The sequence below is a fragment of the Micromonospora sp. NPDC050784 genome, from assembly GCF_044456765.1.
Classification (GTDB): Bacteria; Actinomycetota; Actinomycetes; order Mycobacteriales; family Micromonosporaceae; genus Micromonospora; species Micromonospora foliorum.
In genome coordinates this window covers 326,388-345,452 of sequence record NZ_JBITGG010000003.1, presented here as the reverse complement: position 1 = coordinate 345,452, position 19,065 = coordinate 326,388, and the positions used below count along the sequence as shown (strand labels likewise).

The following is a 19,065-nucleotide window of genomic DNA, read 5'->3' as shown; positions in this document are numbered from 1 at the left end:
CCGATTGGGATAGGTTGTGCCCGTGACTGACGAGCAGGAGAAGACCCCGGCCCAGCAGCTGCGGGTCGGCGTGCTGGGTGCCCGCGGCCGGATGGGCATCGAGGTCTGCAAGGCGGTCGACGCCGCCGACGATCTCGAACTGGCGGCGGCGATCGACCAGGGTGACAGCCGCTCCGCGGTCTCCGGTGCGGAGGTGGTCGTCGACTTCACCACGCCGGACGTCGTCATGGACAACCTCCAGTGGTGCATCGAGCAGGGCATCAGCGCGGTGGTCGGCACGACGGGCTTCACCGAGCAGCGGCTGGAGCAGGTGCGCGGCTGGCTGGCCGACAAGCCCGAGGTGGGCGTCGTCATCGCCCCCAACTTCGGCATCGGCGCGGTGCTGATGATGCAGTTCGCCGCACGCGCCGCCCGACACTTCGAGTCCGTCGAGATCATCGAGCAGCACCACCCGCGCAAGCTGGACGCGCCGAGCGGCACCGCCACCCACACCGCCCGGCAGATCGCCCGGGCCCGGGCGGAGGCCGGCCTCGGCCCGGTGCCGGACGCCACCAAGGACGAGGTGCCGGGCGCGCGCGGTGCCGAGATCGACGGGGTACGCGTGCACGCGGTGCGCGCCACCGGCCTCGTCGCCCACCAGGAGGTGCTCTTCGGCGGCACCGGCGAGACGCTGACCATCCGGCACGACTCGTACGACCGGGTGTCGTTCATGCCGGGCGTGCTGCTGGCCGTCCGCGCGGTGCGCAACCGCCCCGGCCTCACCGTCGGCCTGGACGCCCTGCTCGACTGACCGGTCTGGGTTCTTCCGGGGCCGAAACCTGGTCGCAGGTCGGGTCCGGCCGCCCCTAGGCTGCCCCGATGATCGATGGTGGACATGGTGACCGGGCCGGGCGGCGAGTGACGCTGCGGCCGGTCGACGACCACAACTGGCGGGCGGTGGCCGACGTCGCCCCGCGCGACGACCAGCGCCGCTTCGTGGCCGCGCTGGGGGCCCGTTACCTGCTGCTCAGCGCGCGCTCCGAGGTGTGGAACTCGCTCGCGGTGTACGCCGACGAGACCGTCGTCGGCCACGTCATGTGGGGCGTGGACGACGACGGTTCGCACTGGATCGGCGGAATGCTGATCGACGCCGCCGAGCAGGGCCGGGGCGTCGGCCGGGCCACCGTGCAGACGCTGGCCCCCTGGCTGGCGGCGCGCGACGGCAACCCCCCGGTCCGCCTGTCGTACCACCCCGACAACACTCCAGCGGCAGCCCTCTACACCTCCCTGGGCTTCCACCCCACCGGCGCGCTGGACGACGACGAGGTAATCGCCGAACGAACCCCCTGAGCCCCGCGATCTTGCACTTCCTGCAGCGACATAACGAACATTCGACCCATTCGGACAGTCGAAACTGCAAGATCGCCGGGGCGTCCGGCCTGGCCTGTGTCGATCATGGAGTTGTGGTGCCCCGCATAAGGGGCGCATATGGAGCTACCGCCCACCACAACTCCATGATCGACGGGCGAGACGAGGCGGGGTTGGGGCGGGGCGGGGCGGGGTTGGGGATTAGTGGGGGAGAGGGGTTGGGGGGCGGCGTTGGGTGGGGAGGGTTGGGGTTGGGGTCAGCGGGGCGGGGAGGCCGGTGACGGTGGCTTCGCCGGTGCGGTCGACCGTGACGTGCACCGGATTGCCAGCCACGCGGAGGTTGTCGACCGCTACGGCACCCAACTCTGCTCCCGCCAGGGGCGCCAGTCGGACCGTGCCGCCCGGTACGTCCGGGTAGAGACCCGTGGCGGCCTGGAGCAGCAGCACCGCGCCCGCCGCGGCCCAAGCCTGCGGCCGGCACGAGGCCGGGTACGGCACCGGGCGGTTCACCGCTGCCCGGTCGTCGCCGCCGTACAGCTCCGGCATCCGGTAGTCGAACGCCTCGGCGGCGCTGAGCAGCCCGTCGGCCAGGCCGAGCGCGGCCTCGCGGTGCCCGGCGCGGGCCAGCCCACCGAGCACGATCGCGGTGTCGTGGGTCCAGATCGAGCCACAGTGGTACGACAGTGGGCTGAAGCCGGCGTCGTCGGTGGACATGGTCCGTAGCCCGAACCCGGCGGCCATGCTGTCGGTGGTGAGCAGGTGGGCGACCTGGGCCTCTTCGTCGCGGTCGAGCAGGCCGGTGCCGAGCAGGTGGCCGATGTTGCTGGTCAGTGAGTCGACCGGGCGCTTGTCGCGGTCGAGGGCCAGCGCGGGTTGCGGTCCGTGGCGACCGTCGACCCAGAAGCTCTTGCGGAACCGGCCCACCAGCGCGGCGGCGTGCTCGCGCCAGCGGTCGGCGCCCGGTCGGCCGAAGGCGTCCAGCAGGGCGGCGCCGTTCACGGCGGCCTCGTGCGCGTACCCCTGCACCTCGGCCAGCACGATCGGCGCGGTGGCCAGGGTGCCGTCGCGGAATCGGACGGCGTCACCGGAGTCCTTCCAACCCTGGTTGGACAGTCCGTGCCCGGTGGTGTCGACGTACTCGACCAGGCCGTCACCGTCCGGGTCGGCGTGTTCGCCGAGCCAGCGCAGTGCTGCCTCCAGGTGCGGCAGCAGGGGTTCGATCTGCTCGGCGGGCATTCCCCACCGCCACGCGTCGTGCAGCAGGTTGACCCAGAGCATGGTGGCGTCGACGGTGCCGTAGTACGCCGGTGGAAGGCGCAGGCCGTTGTCGGGCAGGGCGAACGCGTGGCGGCGCAGCTCGTGCAGGATCTTGCCGGGGGCCTCGCCGGTCGTCGGGTCGATCCGGGTGCCCTGCCGGCGGGCGAGCACCCGCAGGGTGCCGGCGGCCAGGTCGGTGCCGAGCGGCAGCATCATCCGGGCGGCCCAGAGGCTGTCCCGGCCGAACAGGGTGAGGAACCAGGGCACCCCCGCGCCGAGGAACACGTCGCCGGGTGCGCCGGTCTCGGCCAGTCGGAGGCCGCGCAGGTCGTCCAGGCCGCGGTCGAGCAGTCGGACCAGCCGTCGGTCGTCGGCGGTCACCTCGGGTCGGGACCACTCGGGCTCGCCGGCCGGGCCGACGACGACGGCGCGCGGGTCGTCGACTGTCAACTGCCAACGCAGCACGGTCTCGCCGCCGGGGGGCAGGTCGACCGGCCAGACCAGCCGGGGCGCGGTGGCCCGCTCGCCCTCGGCGCGTACGTCGGCGCCGGGCGCGGTGACGGTGACGGTGATCCCGGTGCCCGACCAGGTGAGCGTGCCCGGCTGGCCGGTCCTGGCCGCCAGCGCGTCGGTGGCGCCACCGGACTTGACGACCTCGATGGGTGCCAGGTCGCAGCCGAGGTCGACGGAGACGGTGGCCCGTACGCCGACCGTGGCGGTGGAGACGATCCGCAGTTCCTCGGTGAGGCCGTTGCGGGTGGCCCGGCGGACCCGGTCGACGCGGACGGTGGGGTCGGGCGTGGGGTCACCGAGCCAGCGGGCCAGGCTCACGAAGTGTGCGCCGTGCGGGCCGTCGTCGGTGTGGGTCAGCCCTTCCAGCTCCCGCTTGTCGACCCGCAGCTCGGCGCGGGAGAGCACCCGGGCATCGGCGTGGAAGACGCCCTGGACGCCGGTCGGGCGGATCTGCCCGGTCGCGTCCCCCAGCGCGCTGGTCGGGGCGAAGAGCACCCCGACCAACTCGTGCAGGAGGGGTTGCAGCTGGCGTTCGATCACGGTGTGGCTCCAGATCCTCGGGGTGCGGGGCGGACGTCTTGACAACGCGCCCCTGGCGGTGCAAAGTGCGAAACATTCCAGAAACTTGAACGATCCAATCCTGCCTTATCCAAATTGGATCGTTCAAGATGGCGAGAGGGATTAAGTGGCCGAAAAGGTGACCATCGCGACGGTGGCCCGGCACGCCCGAGTCAGCCGGCAGACGGTGTCCAACGTGCTCAACAGCCCGCACATCGTGCGGCAGGAGACCCGTCAGCGGGTCGAGGACGCGATCAACGCGCTCGGCTACCGGGCCAACCAGGCCGCCCGACAGATGCGCACCGGCCGGTCCCGCCTCATCGCCGCCCGGATCGACCCGACCCGCGACGGCATCAACGGCTCCGTGCTCGACCGCTTCCTGCACGGCCTCACCGAGACCGCCGACGCCGCCGGCTACCGGGTGCTGCTCTACACCGCCACCGACGACGACCGGGAGATCGCCACCTACGGTGACCTGCTCGGCACCTACGAGTTGGACGCGTTCGTGTTGGTGGGCACCAAGTACGGCGACCCGCGTACCGAATGGCTCGCCGATCGGGACGTACCGTTCGTGACCTTCGGTCGCCCATGGGACGCGCTCGACGCCCACCCCTGGGTGGACGTGGACGGCGCCGCCGGCACCGCCCAGGCCACCCGGCGTCTGCTGGACGCCGGCCACCGGCGGATCGCCTTCATCGGCTGGCCGGTCGGCTCCGGTGTCGGCGACGACCGGCGTGCCGGCTGGCGCGACGCGCTGCACGCGGCCGGCGTCGACCCGACCGGGCTGCACCGGGAGACCGAGGACGGCATCGCCGAGGGCGAACGCCTGATGCGTGACCTGCTCGCCACCGACGCGCCGAGCGCCGTGGTCTGCGCCAGCGACTCGCTCGCCCTCGGGGCCCTCCAGGCGATCCGCGGCGTGGACCCGCCCGTGTCGGTGATCGGCTTCGACGACACGCCGGTGGCCGCAGCGGTCGGGCTGACCAGCGTCAGCCAACCGCTCGGCGAGGCCGCCGCCCGCTGCGTGGACCTGCTCACCGGGGTCCTCGACGGCGACCACGAGACCCCCACCCCCGTGCTGCTCCAGCCCTCGTTGGCACTGCGGCACACCGCGTAGTCCCACCCCCCACCAGGAGAAACCCATGGCACCCCGAACAATCACCCGGGCAGCGGTGGCCGGCCTCGCCGCCGTCGCCCTCCTCGGCTCCGCCGCCTGCGGCAGCGGCTTCGACGACTCCTCCGGCGACACCGCCCAGTCCAGCGGCCCGGCCAGCCTGCAGATCCTGATCGGCTCGTCCGGTGAGGCCGAGACCAAGGCCGTCCAGGACGCCGCCGCGAAGTGGGCCGGCAGCTCCGGCAACACCGCTACGGTCACCCCGGCACAGGACCTCACCCAGCAACTCGGCCAGGCCCTCGCCGGCGGCACCCCGCCGGACGTCTTCTACGTGGACGCCGCCCAGTTCGCCAACTACGCCAGCGTCGGCGCCCTCGAGCCGTACGGCGACAAGGTCAGCAACTCGGGCGACTTCTACGAGAGCCTGCGCACCACCTTCACGTACGACGGCAAGCTCTACTGCGCGCCCAAGGACTTCTCCACCCTGGCCCTGCAGATCAACACCGACCTGTGGACCAGGGCCGGGCTGACCGACGCCGACGTGCCGACGACCTGGGAGCAGCTCACCGCCACCGCCCAGAAGATCAAGGCCAAGGGGCAGGTGCCGCTGGCCCTCGGTGACACCCGGGACCGGATCGGCGCCTTCATGGTGCAGAACGGCGGCTGGCTGGTGAGCAAGGACGGCAAGCAGCCCACCGCCGACACCCCGGAGAACCTCGCCGCCCTGCAGTACGTCAAGACCATGCTCAGCACCGGCCTGGCCAAGTACCCGAAGCAGCTCGACGCCGGCTGGTCCGGTGAGGCGTTCGGCAAGGGCAAGGCCGTGATGACCATCGAGGGCAACTGGATCAAGGGTGCCCTGCAGAACGACTTCCCGAACGTGAAGTACAAGGTCGTGGCGCTGCCGGCCGGCCCCAAGGGGCAGGGCACGCTCTCCTTCACCCAGTGCTGGGGCATCGCCGCGAAGAGCAAGTACAAGGATCAGGCGATCAAGTTCGTCGAGGCGATGACCAGCGGCGAGCAGCAGATGACCTTCGCGAAGGCGTTCGGTGTCATGCCGTCCCGCCAGTCGGCGCGCGACCAGTACACCGCCGCCTTCCCGGCCGACAAGGTGTTCATCGACGGCGTCGCGTACGCCCAGGGCCCGGTGAACGCCCCGAAGATGGACAGCGTCCTCAAGGACCTCGACACCGGTCTGCAGGGGCTGGCCAACGGCGACCCGAAGACCGTGCTGCAGAACTTCGACAAGAACGCCAAGGCGGCGCTCGGCGGCAGCTGAGGTGATGGCGGGGGCCCCGACGACCACCGGGGCCCCCGCCGCACGTCGGCCGGAGAGAGGAAGGGAGGGAAGATGGCAACCGAGACACTGACCGCCCCGGCGACCGCCCGCGGGGCCGGCCCCCGTCGAGGCCGGGGCGGCATCCGGAGCAACGAGAACCTCGCCGGCTGGCTCTTCGTCGCGCCGGTGATCGTCATTCTGGGGCTGTTCCTGCTGCTGCCGATCCTGATGGCGCTCTGGGTCAGCCTGACCGACTGGAACGGTCAGGGCAGCCCGTTCACCGGCGACGTCCCGTTCGTCGGCGCGCACAACTACACCCAGTTGTTCACCGAGGACGGACTGGCCCGCCGCGACTTCATGACCAGCATCCGCAACAACATCTACTACGTGGCGATCGTGGTGCCGGCGCAGACCGTGCTCGCGCTCGGACTCGCGTTGGTCGTCAACAACCGGATGCTCAAGGGCAAGAGCTTCTTCCGCAGCGCCTTCTACTTCCCCTCGGTGACCAGCTCCGTCGCGATCAGCGTGGTGTTCCTGTTCCTCTTCGCCAACTCCGGCGCCGTCAACGCGCTGCTCGGCGTCGTCGGGATCGACGGCCCGGAGTGGTTCGCCGATTCCCGGGGCGTGCTGCACCTGCTGTTCGGCGCGGTCGGCGTCGACTCGCCACCGGCGGCACTGGCCGACGGCGGCCCGTTCGGGCTGAGCTGGTGGGACTGGCTGGCCGGCCCGAGCGTGGCGATGGTCTCGATCATCACGCTGGTCGTCTGGACCACCTCCGGCACCTTCATGCTGATGTTCCTGGCCGGGCTGCAGAACGTGCCGGTCACCCTGGACGAGGCGAGCACCCTCGACGGCGCGTCCCGGTGGCAGCGCTTCCGGTACGTCACCCTGCCGATGATCAGGCCCACCACCTTCCTGGTGCTCACCCTCGGCATGATCGGCTCCTGGCAGGTCTTCGACCAGGTGTACGTGATGAGCCAGGGCGACCCGGCCAAGACCACGCTCACCCCGGCGTACCTGTCCTACCGGACCGCCTTCCGGGACTTCGACTACGGCTCCGGCGCCGCGATCTCGTTCGTCCTGTTCCTGATCATCATCGTGCTCACCCTGATCCAGCGCCGGGCGCTGGCCGAGCGGGACACCGACCGGCCGCGGCGCGGCCGGTGGCGTCGGCGCGTACCGGAAAGGTCCTGAGATGGCCGTGCTCACCGAGCGCCCGGCGGCGGCGCCCGAGCGGCGTCGCCAGCGCGCGGCCCGCACCCTGGCCACCCGTTTCCTGGGGTACGCCACGCTTGTCTTCTTCGGGTTGGTGTTCCTCTACCCGTTCGTCATCCAGCTCGGCAACGCGCTCAAGACCGAACCCGACGCGGCGGCGAACCCGCTGTCACCGTTTCCGGACCCGCTCACGCTGGCCGGCTTCGAACGGATCTTCGCCGGCACCAACTTCCCCCTGTGGCTGGGCAACTCGCTGCTGGTGACGGTGCTGGTCACCATCGGCCGGGTCTTCTTCGACTCGCTCGCCGGGTACGCGCTGGCCCGGCTGCGGTTCCGGGGTCGTGGCGGCCTGTTCGCCGCCGTCATCGCGGTGATGGCGGTGCCCGGAGTGGTGCTGCTGATCCCGAAGTTCCTGGTACTCAACCAGCTCGGCCTCTACAACAGCTACGCCGGTCTGGTGGTGCCGCTGCTGGCCGACGCGGCGGGCGTGTTCATCATGAAGCAGTTCTTCGAGTCGATCCCGGTGAGTGTCGAGGAGGCCGCCCGGATCGACGGGGCGAGCATCTTCCGTACCTTCTGGTCGGTGGTGCTGCCGATGGCGAAACCGGCGCTGATCACCCTCACCATCCTGTCGTTCCAGGGCTCCTGGAACGAGTTCCCGCACAGCCTGGTGTCGGTGCAGGACCCCGACCTGTTCACCCTGCCGCGCGGGTTGGCCGACCTGGTCAGCGGCTCGCTCGGCAAGGGCACCCAGTACCCGCTCAAGCTGGGCGCAGCGCTGCTGGCCACCATCCCGGTGGCGATCATCTTCGTGGTGTTCCAGCGGTACTTCGTCCGCGACGCGAACGACGGCTCGGACAAGGGCTGACCGGCCCGGTGTGGCGGCCCGGCTGGGGCCGCCACACCGGTTCACTCGGCCGGCACCTTCTCGGTCGGCACGCCCACGTGCAGGCGCACCTGCGGCACCAACATGTCGTCGACGTCCAGCGCGCGGGCCGCGCCGTCGGGCTCCCACCCGGTGCTGGTGAGGAACTTGCGGGTCGCCTCGTCACCGTCGAACGCCCAGGCCACCGCCCGACTCATTCCGTCCTCCCGCCACAGGTCGACGGTGGCGGCGAGCAGCCGACTGCCGTGCCCCCGCCGGCCCCAGCGGGGCTCCACCAGCAGGTCGGTCACCGCGGCCACGTCCGGGCCGAGCGCGTCGGCCGGCTCGCCCGGGGCCAACGCCTCGCCGTCGGCCGGGCCGGAGGCGGCGAACCCCACCAGATACGATTGCTCGGCCTGTTCGACGGCGACCAGCACCCGGTGCGCGCCCGAGGGCGGCTCCAGCACCGCGGCGCTCCACCGCCGGGCGAGGAACGCCTCGTCCAGGTTGTCGAGCACATGCCGAGGCAGGATCCGGCGGTACGCGACCCGCCAGGTCGCGAGCTGGATGCGTGCGATCTCGCCGGCGTCCTCGGGACGCGCCGGGCGGACGTACCCGAGAGCCATGGGACGGAAGCCTACGCAGGGCGGGGGAGACGACGGTGGCGCAGGGTGCCAACAGGACGGTCGGGCAGGTATCCAGCGTGGTCGGGCTCGCGGCCGCGGTCACGATCTTTCTCTCGATGGCGGCCGTCCGGCATGGCTTCTTCGACCTGAAGGTCTACTACGGCGCGTTGACGTGGTGGGTGCACGACGGCGGGGAGATCTACGACTACCTCAAGCCGGGCACCCAGTACGGCTTCACCTACCCGCCGTTCGCCGCGCTGGTCATGCTGCCGATGGCATACCTGCCCTGGTCGGCCGCGATCGTGGTGAGCGTGCTCGCCAGCGTGGCCACCACCACGGTGCTGATCTGGTGGCTTGTCGACCCGATCGCCCGCCGCGCCGGCTGGACCCGGTGGTACGCCCTCGCGGTGGCGCTCTGCCTGGCCGCCGCGTTCGAGCCGATGCGGGAGACGGTCAACTTCGGCCAGGTCAACACGTTGCTGCTCTTCCTGGTGGCGGTGGACCTGCTGCGGCTGCTGCCGGCCGGCAACCAGTGGACCGGGGTGGGCATCGGCCTCGCCACGGCGATCAAACTGACCCCGGGCGTGTTCATCGTCTACCTGCTGGTGACCAGGCGGTGGCGGGCGGCGCTCACCGCCAGCGGCACGGCCGCCGGGGTGTCACTGCTGGCCGCCGCGCTCTTCCCGGACGCGTCTCGGGAGTTCTGGACCGAGGCGCTGTGGAACACCGGGCGGGTGGGCGAGCTGGCCTTCGTCTCCAACCAGTCGCTGCGCGGGGTGGTCGCCCGGCTCGATCCGGAGCACCCGAACACCCTGCTGTGGCTGTTGCTGGTGCTCGGCACCCTGGCGCTCTGGGCCTGGCGGTCGAGGACGGCCGTCGCGGCCGGTGACGAGGCGACCGGCCTGGCGCTGACCGGCGCGGTGATGTGCCTGGTCAGCCCGGTCACCTGGGTGCACCACCTGGTCTGGCTGCTCCCCGCGTTGATCCTGCTGGTCGACAACGCGATGGCCGCGCCGGCCGGCCGCCGCCGGCGGGTCCTGCTGGTCGCCGCGATCATCGGGTACGCGCTGCTGATCAGCCGGACCGTCTGGTTCTGGGAGAAGGACTTCACCGGGGTCGACGGCTTCCTGGGCAGCAACGCCTACGTGTGGGTCAGTCTGGCGCTGCTGGCCTTCCTGCCGATCCGCCGGTGGCTGACCCCGGGCGGGTCAGCGGTCGAGGCGTCCGGCGTACCGCAGCTCGACCAGCCCGACCGGCGGGCCCCCGCCGGCCAGCGGCACCTGGTAGGTCGACCGCTCACCGTCCGGTGACAGCCCGACCCGCTCGTAGAACCGGCGGGCCCGCCGGTTGTCCGCCAGCACCCACAGCCGGTAGTCGGTCCAGCCTCGCTCGGTGAGCCCGGCACGAGCGGCGTCGAGCAGGACTCTGGCCGTCCCGTCACCCCAGAACGCCGGCTCCACGTAGAGCGCCAGCACCTCGCCGACCGTCGGGTCCAGGTCGTCGCGGTCCTGGTTGCGGCGGTACGGCCCGAACGTGGTGAAGCCGATGACCGACCCGTCCACCTCGCCCAGCAGGGTGGTGAACGGGTGCTCCGGATCGGCGGTGCCGAGGTCGCGACGACGCTGCGCCCAGGCCACCACGTTGAGCCGCCCCAGCACCTCGTCCGGCATGACGCCGGCGTAGCCGGCCTGCCAGCCGTGCACGTGTACCCGGGCGACCGCCTCGGCGTCGTCCGGCTCCTCCCGACGGATGGTCAGCATTGCACCGTTCTATGCCCCGTTGGTCGTCACGTCCAGCTTCCCGCACCGGCGTCGTACCGATGAATTAAGGTCGCCGACGATGACCGCACCGGAATCACTCTCGCTCGCCCAGGCCCGCCGCGTCGCGCTCGCCGCCCAGGGCTTCGCCGACCCGGCGCCGACGGGCGTGCCCACCCGCCGGCACCTGCGTCGGGTGCTGGGCCGGGTCGGGCTGATCCAGATGGACTCGGTCAACGTGCTGCAACGCGCGCACTACCTGCCGCTCTACAGCCGGCTCGGGCCCTATCCGACCACCCTGCTCGACCAGGCCGCCTACCGGCGCCCACGCGAGCTTTTCGAATACTGGGGCCACGAGGCGTCGCTCGTCCCGGTCGAGCTGCACCCGATGCTGCGCTGGCGGATGGCCCGCGCGCACAGCGAATCCTGGGGCGGCATGCGACGGATCGCCCAGGAACAGCCGGAGCTGGTCGCCTGGGTCCGGGACGAGGTGGCCGCCTGCGGGCCGCTGACCGCCGCCGAGATCGAGCACGACGCGCCCCGGGAAACCGGCAACTGGGGGTGGAACTGGTCGGCGGTCAAGCGGGCGTTGGAGTTCCTGTTCTGGGCCGGGGAGGTGGCCGCCGCCGAGCGCAGCACCTCCTTCGCCCGCCGCTACGACCTGCCCGAGCGGGTGCTGCCCGCCGCAGTGCTGTCCGCGCCCACCCCGACCGACGCCGAGGCGTACCGCACGCTGGTGGCCCTCGCCGCGCGGTCGCTCGGGGTGGCCGCCGAGCCGGAGCTACGCGACTACTTCCGGTTACCGCTGGCCGGCGCCCGGCAGGCCGTCGCCGAGCTGGCCGAGGCCGGTGAGCTGGTCCCGGTCACCGTGGCGGGCTGGCGACAGCCGGCGTGGCTGCACGCGTCCGCCCGGTTGCCCCGCTGGGTGCGGGGCAACACACTGGTCAGCCCCTTCGATCCGCTGATCTGGGAACGTGCCCGCACCGAGCGGTTGTTCGACTTCAGCTACCGGATCGAGATCTACGTCCCGGCGCCACAGCGGGTCTACGGCTACTACGTGTTGCCGTTCCTGCAGGGCGACCGGTTCACCGCCCGGGTCGACCTGAAGGCCGATCGGAAGGCCGGGGTGCTGCTGGTCCCGGCCGCCTGGCTCGAACCCGGCGCCGACCCGGGGGAGACCGCGGTGGCACTCGCCGCCGAGCTGTACCGGCTCGCCGGCTGGCTCGGCCTGGACGCGGTGGCACCGCCCGCGGCCGGCGACCTGGCCGGTCCGCTCACCGCCGCGTTGGCCGGCGTGTCCGGTGTACCGTGAGCGCGTGACGAGCGCTCCCGGACCGGTCGACCAGCCGCAGCCCACCCCCGTGGTGCTCCACACGGCGTCGGCCGAGGGTGCGCCCGGCGGCGCGGGTCCCGACGACTTCGGTCCCGGTGGCGCGGCTCCCGGCGGGTTCGGTCCTGCTGGCGTGGCTCCCAGCGGGTTCGGTCCCGGTGGCGCGGGCCCCGGCGGGTTCGGTCCCGGTAGCGCGGGTCCCGGCGGGTTTGGTCCCGGTGGCGCGGGCCCCGACGGGTTTGGTCCCGGTGGCGCGGCTCTTGGTGGCGCGGCTCCCGGCGGCTCGGGTCCGGAAGGTTGGCCGACGGCCCCGCCGGGTGGCTACGCGGCGCCTGAGCCAGACCGGCTCACCCGGTTCGTGCTGCGGCTCTACGAACGTTCCCCGCGCTGGGCGGTGCCGCTGGCCGCGCTCGGGTGCGTCGCCATCGGCATGAGCTACGCGCTGCTCAGCAACCCCACCCATGCCGACCCGGACGCCGCGCCCACCTGTCTGCTCAAGTTGACCACCGGGCTGGACTGCCCGGGCTGTGGTGGCACCCGAGCACTCTGGTACGTGCTACACGGCGACCTCCCGGCTGCCGCCCGGCACCACTTCGTCTTCATCTTCGCGTTGCCGTTCCTCGCGTACCTCTTCGTGGCCTGGGCGGGAAGCCAGGCGTTCGGTTGGCGCCTGCCCGAGCTGCGGATCAGCTCGAAGGTCATCGGCGGTTTCCTGGCCGCGTGGCTGGCCTTCTCGGTGTTGCGCAACCTGCCCTGGGCGCCGTTCACCTCGCTCTACGTCTGACCCCCGCCGCGCCGCTCGGCGGAAGGGCGCCTCGGCGGGAGTGCGTGTTCGGGCGTGCGGTGTTCCGGCGTGCCGCTCGTGCCGCTCGGCGGGCGTGCCGCTCGGCGGGCGTGCGGTGTTCGGGCGTGCCGCTCGGCGGGCCTGCCGCTCGGCCGGCATGCGGTGTTCGGGCGTCCTCTCGAGCTGACTCGTTTGCGACATCACCAGGCTCCTCCGCCGACCGCTGCCGGTGCACCGTCCCCTGCTCGGGGCTGCTCTCGTCACGCGACGGCGCGCCAGGCCTCGGCCGTAGCTGCCGAAAGTCCTGCGACGCCCGCCACCCCCAAGATCGACTCGGTTTTCAGGAAACCGGGTCGTCCGGCCGCCCCGGACACCCCGACTTCCAGGAACCCGAGTCGATCAACCCAGCGAGTGGCCGCGCGCCCGCGCCCTCGGCGCACGACGGCCGGCGCGCCTCGCCCCAAGATCGTGCTCGATCCTGGATGTAGTGGTGTCGGGCTTGGCGGATGCCACTACATCCAGGATGTTGCGCGATCTTGCGGGCGGAAGCGGCTGACGGGTCGTTCGGACGCGTGAACGCGTGGACGCCCCGGGGCGGGGGCGACGCTCCGCTGCCTGAGTGATCGACATTGCACGGGGCGCGCCTGAGTTGGGCCGGGCGGTGCCGCACTACTACAGTCCCAGGAATGCCGGACATGGTGCAGCCCCAGGTCAAGTTGATCGCGTGGACCCAATTCGCGGCCCCGGACGACGTGCCGTGGTCGACCGACGCGGAGGGTGGCCAGGCGCTCGCCGAGTTCGCCGGCCGGGCCTGCTACCAGTCGTGGAAGAAGCCGAACCCGGCGACCGCCACCAACGCCGGCTACCTGGCGCACATCCTCGAAGTGGGCCACCTGAGCGTGCTGGAGCACGGGTCGGTCACCTTCTACTTCACCGGGGTGTCCCGCTCCTTCACCCACGAGCTGATCCGGCACCGGCACTTCTCGTACTCCCAGCTGTCCCAGCGCTACGTCCCCGAGCGGGACGCGGCCATGGTCGAGCCGGCGGTCATCGCCGACGACCCGGAACTGCACAAGAAGTTCGTCGAGGCCGCCGAGGCGAGCGTTCGGGCGTACACCGAGTTGCTGGAGGGCCTGGAGCAGCGCTTCTCCGACGAGCCGAACCCGACGCTGCGCCGCAAGCAGGCTCGGCAGGCGGCCCGGGCGGTGCTGCCCAACGCCACCGAGACCCGGATCGTGGTCTCCGGCAACTACCGGGCCTGGCGGCACTTCGTCGCCATGCGGGCCACCGAGCACGCCGACGTGGAGATCCGTGAGCTGGCCGTGGAGTGCCTGCGCCAGCTCCAGGGTGTCGCCCCGAACGTGTTCGCCGACTTCGTGATCTCCACGCTGCCGGACGGCACCGAAGTGGCGGCCAGCCCGCACGAGGCGTCCTGAGCCCTTCCCCGGCAGGCCCCGGCTGGTCGTCCGCTAGGTTGGAGGGTATGACGCACGACCACCTCGACGCCGCGGCCCGACCGGCGTCCCGCCCCTTCGGCCGGCTGCTCACAGCCATGGTGAGCCCGTTCACCCCCGACGGTTCCCTCGATCTCGACGGCGCCGCCCGGCTGGCGAGCCACCTGGTCGACGAGCAGGGCAACGACGCGCTGGTGGTCAACGGCACCACCGGCGAGTCGCCGACCACCAGCGAGGCGGAGAAGGAGCAGCTGATCCGGGCCGTGGTGGAGGCCGTCGGTGACCGCGCCAAGGTGGTCGCGGGCGTCGGCACCAACGACACCCGGCACACCATCGAGCTGGCCGCCGCCGCCGAGAAGGCGGGTGCGCACGGCCTGCTGGTGGTCACCCCGTACTACAACAAGCCGCCGCAGAGCGGGTTGCTGCGCCACTTCACCGCGGTGGCCGACGCCACCGGCCTGCCGGTGATGCTGTACGACATCCCGCACCGCTCGGGCGTGCCGATCGACACCGAGACGTTGGTCCGGCTCGCCGAACACGGCCGGATCGTCGCGGTCAAGGACGCCAAGGGCGACCTGACCGCCACCAGCTGGGTCACCAGCCGGACCAGCCTCGCCTTCTACTGCGGCGAGGACGCCCTCACCCTGCCGGCGCTGGCCGTCGGCTCCGTGGGCGTGGTCGGCACCTCGACGCACTTCACCGGGGCGCTGACCGCACAGATGATCGAGGCGTACGACGCGGGGGACATGCCGACCGCGCTGACCCTGCACCGGCGGCTGCTGCCGCTGTTCACCGGCATCTTCCGTACCCAGGGCACCATCCTGGTGAAGGCGGGCCTGGCGTCGCTGGGCCTGCCGGCCGGCCCGGTGCGACCCCCGCTCGTGGACGCCACCGACGACGAGATCGCCCAGCTGCGCGCGGACTTCGCGGCAGCGGGCCTGGAGCTGCCCGAATGAACGAACGACACGATGGACGTCGAGTAACGGCGTCGCAGAATGAGGTGGACGCGTGACCGAGGCGCACATCGAGGCGGAACTACCCCCGCCGCTGCCGGAAGGTGGCCTGCGGATCATCCCGCTCGGCGGGCTCGGCGCCATCGGTCGGAACATGACCGTCTTCGAGTACGACGGCAAGCTGCTGATCGTCGACTGCGGGGTTCTGTTCCCCGACGTCGAGCAGCCGGGTGTGGACCTGATCCTGCCCGACTTCGGTCCGATCCTGGACCGGCTGGCCGACGTCCAGGCGATCGTGCTGACGCACGGCCACGAGGATCACATCGGCGCGGTGCCGTACCTGCTCGCCCACAAGCCCGACATCCCCCTGGTCGGCTCACAGTTCACCCTCGCCCTGGTCGAGGCCAAGTTGGCCGAGCGGCGCATCCAGCCGTACACGCTGACCGTGCGGGAGGGCGGCCGCGAGCGGCTCGGCCCGTTCGAGTGTGAGTTCTTCGCGGTCAACCACTCGATCCCGGACGCCCTCGCGGTGGCCATCCGCACCCCCGCCGGCCTGGTGCTGCACACCGGCGACTTCAAGATGGACCAGCTGCCGCTGGACGGCCGGATCACCGACCTGGCCGGTTTCGCCCGGCTCGGCGCCGAAGGCGTCGACCTGCTGCTGTCCGACTCCACCAACGCGGAGATCCCCGGCTTCGTCACCCCGGAGCGGGAAATCGGGCCGGTGCTCGACTCCATCTTCGCGAAGGCCAAGGGCCGGATCATCGTGGCCTCGTTCGCCTCGCACGTGCACCGCGTGCAGCAGGTCTTCGACTCCGCCGCCGAACACGGCCGCAAGGTCGCGCTGATCGGCCGGTCCATGGTCCGCAACATGGGCATCGCCCGGGACCTCGGCCTGCTCAACATCCCGGCCGGCCTGGTCATCGGGATCGAGGAGGCGACCACGCTGCCGCCGGAGCAGATCGTGTTGATGTCCACCGGTTCCCAGGGTGAGCCGATGAGCGCGCTGGGCCGGATGGCCAGCGGCGACCACCGGCACATCACCATCGCCCCCGGTGACACCGTCGTGCTGGCCTCCTCACTGGTGCCCGGCAACGAGACCTCGGTCTACCGGGTGATCAACCGGCTCGCCCGCGCCGGCGCCGTGGTCGTGCACAAGGACGTGGCCAAGGTGCACGTCTCCGGGCACGCCCCCGCCGGGGAACTGCTCTACCTGCTCAACGTGGTCCGGCCCAGCAACCTGATGCCCGTGCACGGCGAGTGGCGTCACCTGCGCGCCCACGCCCGGCTCGGCATCGAGTCCGGGGTCGCCGCCGACCGCGTGGTGATCTGCGAGGACGGCGACGTGGTCGACCTGGTCGAGGGCCGCGCCAGCCTGGTCGGGCACGTGAAGAGCCGGTACGTCTACGTGGACGGCCTCGCCGTCGGTGACGTCAGCGAGTCGCTGCTCACCGAACGGCGGATCCTCGGTGACGGCGGTTTCATCGCCACCACCGTGGTCGTCGACTCGGTCACCGGCAAGGTGGTCGCCGGCCCGACGCTCTCCGCGAAGGGTTTCTCCGAGGACCCGGAGGCGTTCAACCCGGTGGTACCGCTGGTCACCGAGGCGCTCAACCGGGCCGCGGCGGACGGCATCACCGACCCGCACCAGCTCCAGCAGATCGTCCGGCGGACCGTGGGGCGCTGGGTCAACGACAAGTACCGTCGTCGACCGATGATCGTGCCCACCGTCGTCGAGGTCTGAGCAACGTCCGCTGACGCCGGTCCACCCGAACGGGGGTGGGCCGGCGTCCGCCGTACCCGGGAGGTCAGGGCAGCGCGGCGACGGCCTCGGCGTACGCGACGCCGGTCGCGATGGCGGCGTCCATGAGGACCCGCAGCTGCGCCGGGGCGACCCCGTGCGCCAGGTCGGTGGCCACGTCGCCGGCCAGCACCAACTCGTCGCCGAGGTCGTGTGCGTACGCCTTGGGTAGCAGCCGGTCGTGGTTCCACGCGTTGCAGAAGGCGTACGCCTCGGCGCGGCGGGCCGCCGGCAGCCGGCGGTTGGCCATGGCGCGCGCGTGCAGCACCTCACCGCGCTCACCGGCCCGCCGGAACTGGATCACCGCGCCCTCCCAGTGGCCGACCACGGTCTCGCCCTCGTCCACCAGGTACCGGTCGCCGCGCCCGTCCAGGATCGCGGTGATCATGGTGAGGGAGAGCGCGGACAACTCGCGTTCGCCCAGCTCGGCCTCGGCGTCGGAGCGGTAGGTGTCAGGTTCGTCGAGCCCGGGTTCGTCGGCTTCGTCGTCGTCGGTGGGCAGCGCAACCGACGCCGCGAGCGGCCGCTCGGCCAGCCAGGCGGCCATCCGCCCGGAGTGGTGCCCGGTGCCGTTGCGCGCGTCGAAGCTGCCGGCCAGCTCGCTGGCCACCCCAAGCAGCAGCGCCCCGAGCGCGGCGACGTCCACCTCGGTGGCGGTCCGCTCGCCGTACGCCGGGCGGGGCATCGTCCGCCCGCCCAGCCCGGCCTCCACGGCCAGCCCGCAGACCAGTGCCCCGGCGGCGGCGAACTCCATGGCGGCGAGATCGTCGGTCGGCCGGTCCAGCCGGGGCAGCTGCTCGGCCAGGATGGCCAGCCCGCGTTCCAGGTGCCCGCCCAGCGCGCAGAACCGCAGGTGCGCGGCGAGGTGCGGGAACGCCGCCCGTTCGCGCCGGTGCCGGCGGTATGCCCGTACGTGTGCCGCCGCCGCCCGCGCCGGATCGCCGGTGCGCAGTGCCGGCAGCAGACCGGCGACCAGGTCCCGCTCGGGTTGGTCGGTGCAGGACTGCGGGTCGCCGTCGGATCCGGCCAGCTCGGTGAGCGCGGCGGCCCACTCGCCCCAGCCGGCCAGCACCTCGGCGCGCCGGGCCGAGACGCAGCCCGGGCAGCCGCCGGCCGGGCCGGGCCGTTGTCCGGACCATCGCTCGTACCAGTGCCGGGCGGTGGGCTCGTCGCCCAGGTGATCGGCGATCCGGCAGTGCAGCTCCGCGACGGTGGGTGTGTCCGGGCCATCGGTGCCGACCCGGTGGGCCAGGTCGTGCAGCAGGGACCGGGTCTGGTCCAGGCCGACCCGGGGGGTGCCGAGCAGCGCCTCCACCGCGTACCGCTGGTAGCGCAGCAGCAGCCCGGTCTCCGTGTCGGTGAGCAGGTCGGGCCGGTGGTCGGCGGCGGCCCGGCAGCGCCGGACCGGCTCGACCAGACGCCACCGCTCCCCGTGCAGCAGGTACGCCTCGATCAGCGCGAACCGCGCGTCCATCCCGGACCGCACGTCGCCGGCCGCGTCGGCGCGCTCGGCGAGGCGTTCCAGGGCCACCTGCCGGGCCGGGCCGTCGGGGAGGTCCCGGGCCTCGGCGAGCGCGGCCTCCAACGCCGGTACGCGGCCGCGCGCGAGGCGGTCACCGGGACCGGCCGGTGGCGTGCCGGTGCGGCTGGCGGTGAACTCGTCCCGGCCGGTCACGATGGCACCGCGCCGGGCAGTCGACGGACCGCCACGGCCAGCTGGCAGCCGGTGGAGATGCCACAGTCGAGCAGTTGGTCGAGCTGGTGTGGGGTCACGCCGCGTTCCAGGTCGGTGATCACCTCTCCGTACACCCGGGCCCGACCGTCGTCGTCGACGTGCACGAACGCCTTCGGCCAGAGCCGGTCATGGTTCCAGGAGTTGCAGAACGCGTACAGGTCGGGCACCCGTTCGATGCCGAAGGTCGGATCGACCATGGTGCGGATCTGCAGCAGCTCCCCGTCGCCGCCGACGCGGAGGAACCAGATCAGGTTGTCGTCGAAGTGGCCCACCAACTCGTCGTCCGGGGTCAGGCCGACGGACCGGCCGCGGGCAGCGAGCACCGCGGCGACCAGTTCGCCGGTCAGTGGACGCAGTGCGCCAGGGTGCCCGGCCAGCGGATCGTCCGGATCGCCCTCGATTTCCGGCGACGCCATGGGGCATCCCTTCTGAGGCGGATATCACGACCGGCGGTGGGGTTCGTGTTACGACGCGCGG

The 19,065-nt window shown here is 72.1% G+C and carries 17 protein-coding genes; 12 read left to right on the top strand and 5 right to left on the bottom strand.

Going from position 1 to position 19,065, the window contains the following annotated elements:
* Positions 1–22 precede the first annotated feature (22 nt).
* Both dapB and ACIBD9_RS06060 read left to right on the top strand, forming a co-directional pair.
* Positions 23–790: a 4-hydroxy-tetrahydrodipicolinate reductase gene (gene dapB / locus ACIBD9_RS06065; protein WP_355420472.1), complete on the top strand. Its 768-nt coding sequence runs from the start codon at positions 23–25 to the stop codon at positions 788–790.
* A 68-nt stretch (positions 791–858) separates the two neighbouring features.
* Positions 859–1,329, top strand: coding sequence for a GNAT family N-acetyltransferase (locus ACIBD9_RS06060; protein ID WP_396714966.1), 471 nt, complete (start codon positions 859–861; stop codon positions 1,327–1,329).
* Between the two features lie 219 nt (positions 1,330–1,548).
* On the opposite strand, the gene ACIBD9_RS06055 is transcribed toward ACIBD9_RS06060, so the two are convergent.
* On the bottom strand, positions 1,549–3,657 hold the full coding sequence (locus ACIBD9_RS06055) for a glycogen debranching N-terminal domain-containing protein (protein ID WP_396714964.1): 2,109 nt from the start codon (positions 3,655–3,657) through the stop codon (positions 1,549–1,551).
* A 145-nt stretch (positions 3,658–3,802) separates the two neighbouring features.
* On the opposite strand from ACIBD9_RS06055, the gene ACIBD9_RS06050 reads away from it, so the two are divergent.
* From ACIBD9_RS06050 to ACIBD9_RS06035, 4 genes are all read left to right on the top strand, one after another.
* On the top strand, positions 3,803–4,792 hold the full coding sequence (locus tag ACIBD9_RS06050; RefSeq protein ID WP_396714962.1) for a LacI family DNA-binding transcriptional regulator: 990 nt from the start codon (positions 3,803–3,805) through the stop codon (positions 4,790–4,792).
* A 25-nt stretch (positions 4,793–4,817) separates the two neighbouring features.
* Positions 4,818–6,068, top strand: a complete 1,251-nt coding sequence (locus ACIBD9_RS06045) for an extracellular solute-binding protein (protein WP_396714960.1) — start codon at positions 4,818–4,820, stop codon at positions 6,066–6,068.
* 72 nt (positions 6,069–6,140) lie between these two features.
* Positions 6,141–7,262, top strand: coding sequence for a carbohydrate ABC transporter permease (locus ACIBD9_RS06040; protein ID WP_396714958.1), 1,122 nt, complete (start codon positions 6,141–6,143; stop codon positions 7,260–7,262).
* 1 nt (position 7,263) lies between these two features.
* Complete coding sequence (locus tag ACIBD9_RS06035) at positions 7,264–8,151, top strand: carbohydrate ABC transporter permease (RefSeq protein ID WP_396714956.1); 888 nt, start codon at positions 7,264–7,266, stop codon at positions 8,149–8,151.
* A 41-nt stretch (positions 8,152–8,192) separates the two neighbouring features.
* Here ACIBD9_RS06035 and ACIBD9_RS06030 read toward each other — a convergent pair whose 3' ends face one another.
* The gene (locus ACIBD9_RS06030) at positions 8,193–8,774 is read right to left on the bottom strand and encodes a GNAT family N-acetyltransferase (protein ID WP_396714954.1); all 582 of its coding nucleotides are present in this window, start codon (positions 8,772–8,774) and stop codon (positions 8,193–8,195) included.
* Positions 8,775–8,809: 35 nt separating this feature from the next.
* Here ACIBD9_RS06030 and ACIBD9_RS06025 point away from each other — a divergent pair, with 35 nt between their 5' ends.
* The gene (locus tag ACIBD9_RS06025; protein ID WP_396714952.1) at positions 8,810–10,084 is read left to right on the top strand and encodes a glycosyltransferase 87 family protein; all 1,275 of its coding nucleotides are present in this window, start codon (positions 8,810–8,812) and stop codon (positions 10,082–10,084) included.
* Here ACIBD9_RS06025 and ACIBD9_RS06020 read toward each other — a convergent pair.
* The gene (locus tag ACIBD9_RS06020; protein WP_396714950.1) at positions 9,983–10,534 is read right to left on the bottom strand and encodes a GNAT family N-acetyltransferase; all 552 of its coding nucleotides are present in this window, start codon (positions 10,532–10,534) and stop codon (positions 9,983–9,985) included. The two genes, ACIBD9_RS06025 and ACIBD9_RS06020, sit on opposite strands and share 102 nt — an antisense overlap.
* Before the next feature lie 79 nt (positions 10,535–10,613).
* Between ACIBD9_RS06020 and ACIBD9_RS06015 the strand changes: the two genes are divergently transcribed.
* The 5 genes from ACIBD9_RS06015 to ACIBD9_RS05995 all read left to right on the top strand — a co-directional run bounded on the left by ACIBD9_RS06015 (position 10,614) and on the right by ACIBD9_RS05995 (position 16,796).
* The gene (locus ACIBD9_RS06015) at positions 10,614–11,843 is read left to right on the top strand and encodes a winged helix-turn-helix domain-containing protein (protein WP_396714948.1); all 1,230 of its coding nucleotides are present in this window, start codon (positions 10,614–10,616) and stop codon (positions 11,841–11,843) included.
* A 151-nt stretch (positions 11,844–11,994) separates the two neighbouring features.
* The gene (locus ACIBD9_RS06010; RefSeq protein ID WP_396715079.1) at positions 11,995–12,645 is read left to right on the top strand and encodes a DUF2752 domain-containing protein; all 651 of its coding nucleotides are present in this window, start codon (positions 11,995–11,997) and stop codon (positions 12,643–12,645) included.
* 695 nt (positions 12,646–13,340) lie between these two features.
* Positions 13,341–14,081, top strand: a complete 741-nt coding sequence (thyX, locus tag ACIBD9_RS06005) for an FAD-dependent thymidylate synthase (RefSeq protein WP_030336847.1) — start codon at positions 13,341–13,343, stop codon at positions 14,079–14,081.
* A gap of 47 nt (positions 14,082–14,128) precedes the next feature.
* Entirely contained in the window at positions 14,129–15,055 is a 927-nt protein-coding gene (dapA, locus tag ACIBD9_RS06000) for a 4-hydroxy-tetrahydrodipicolinate synthase (protein WP_396714946.1), read from the top strand.
* 52 nt (positions 15,056–15,107) lie between these two features.
* Complete coding sequence (locus tag ACIBD9_RS05995) at positions 15,108–16,796, top strand: ribonuclease J (protein ID WP_124854118.1); 1,689 nt, start codon at positions 15,108–15,110, stop codon at positions 16,794–16,796.
* Positions 16,797–16,860: 64 nt separating this feature from the next.
* On the opposite strand, the gene ACIBD9_RS05990 is transcribed toward ACIBD9_RS05995, so the two are convergent.
* Together ACIBD9_RS05990 and ACIBD9_RS05985 are read right to left on the bottom strand one after the other, a co-directional pair.
* Positions 16,861–18,528, bottom strand: coding sequence for a YbjN domain-containing protein (locus ACIBD9_RS05990; protein ID WP_396714943.1), 1,668 nt, complete (start codon positions 18,526–18,528; stop codon positions 16,861–16,863).
* Entirely contained in the window at positions 18,525–19,004 is a 480-nt protein-coding gene (locus ACIBD9_RS05985; protein WP_387174009.1) for a YbjN domain-containing protein, read from the bottom strand. Before ACIBD9_RS05985 ends, ACIBD9_RS05990 begins: the two co-directional genes overlap by 4 nt.
* Positions 19,005–19,065 lie beyond the last annotated feature (61 nt).

Bases quoted from the DNA above. Each gene is read 5' to 3' on its own strand.
- ACIBD9_RS06060 (WP_396714966.1), top strand. From the start codon at position 859: ATGATCGATGGTGGACATGGTGACCGGGCCGGGCGGCGAGTGACGCTG.
- ACIBD9_RS06045 (WP_396714960.1), top strand. From the start codon at position 4,818: ATGGCACCCCGAACAATCACCCGGGCAGCGGTGGCCGGCCTCGCCGCC.
- ACIBD9_RS06040 (WP_396714958.1), top strand. From the start codon at position 6,141: ATGGCAACCGAGACACTGACCGCCCCGGCGACCGCCCGCGGGGCCGGC.
- ACIBD9_RS06035 (WP_396714956.1), top strand. From the start codon at position 7,264: ATGGCCGTGCTCACCGAGCGCCCGGCGGCGGCGCCCGAGCGGCGTCGC.
- ACIBD9_RS06030 (WP_396714954.1), bottom strand. From the start codon at position 8,774: ATGGCTCTCGGGTACGTCCGCCCGGCGCGTCCCGAGGACGCCGGCGAG.
- ACIBD9_RS06020 (WP_396714950.1), bottom strand. From the start codon at position 10,534: ATGCTGACCATCCGTCGGGAGGAGCCGGACGACGCCGAGGCGGTCGCC.
- ACIBD9_RS06015 (WP_396714948.1), top strand. From the start codon at position 10,614: ATGACCGCACCGGAATCACTCTCGCTCGCCCAGGCCCGCCGCGTCGCG.
- thyX (WP_030336847.1), top strand. From the start codon at position 13,341: ATGGTGCAGCCCCAGGTCAAGTTGATCGCGTGGACCCAATTCGCGGCC.
- dapA (WP_396714946.1), top strand. From the start codon at position 14,129: ATGACGCACGACCACCTCGACGCCGCGGCCCGACCGGCGTCCCGCCCC.
- ACIBD9_RS05985 (WP_387174009.1), bottom strand. From the start codon at position 19,004: ATGGCGTCGCCGGAAATCGAGGGCGATCCGGACGATCCGCTGGCCGGG.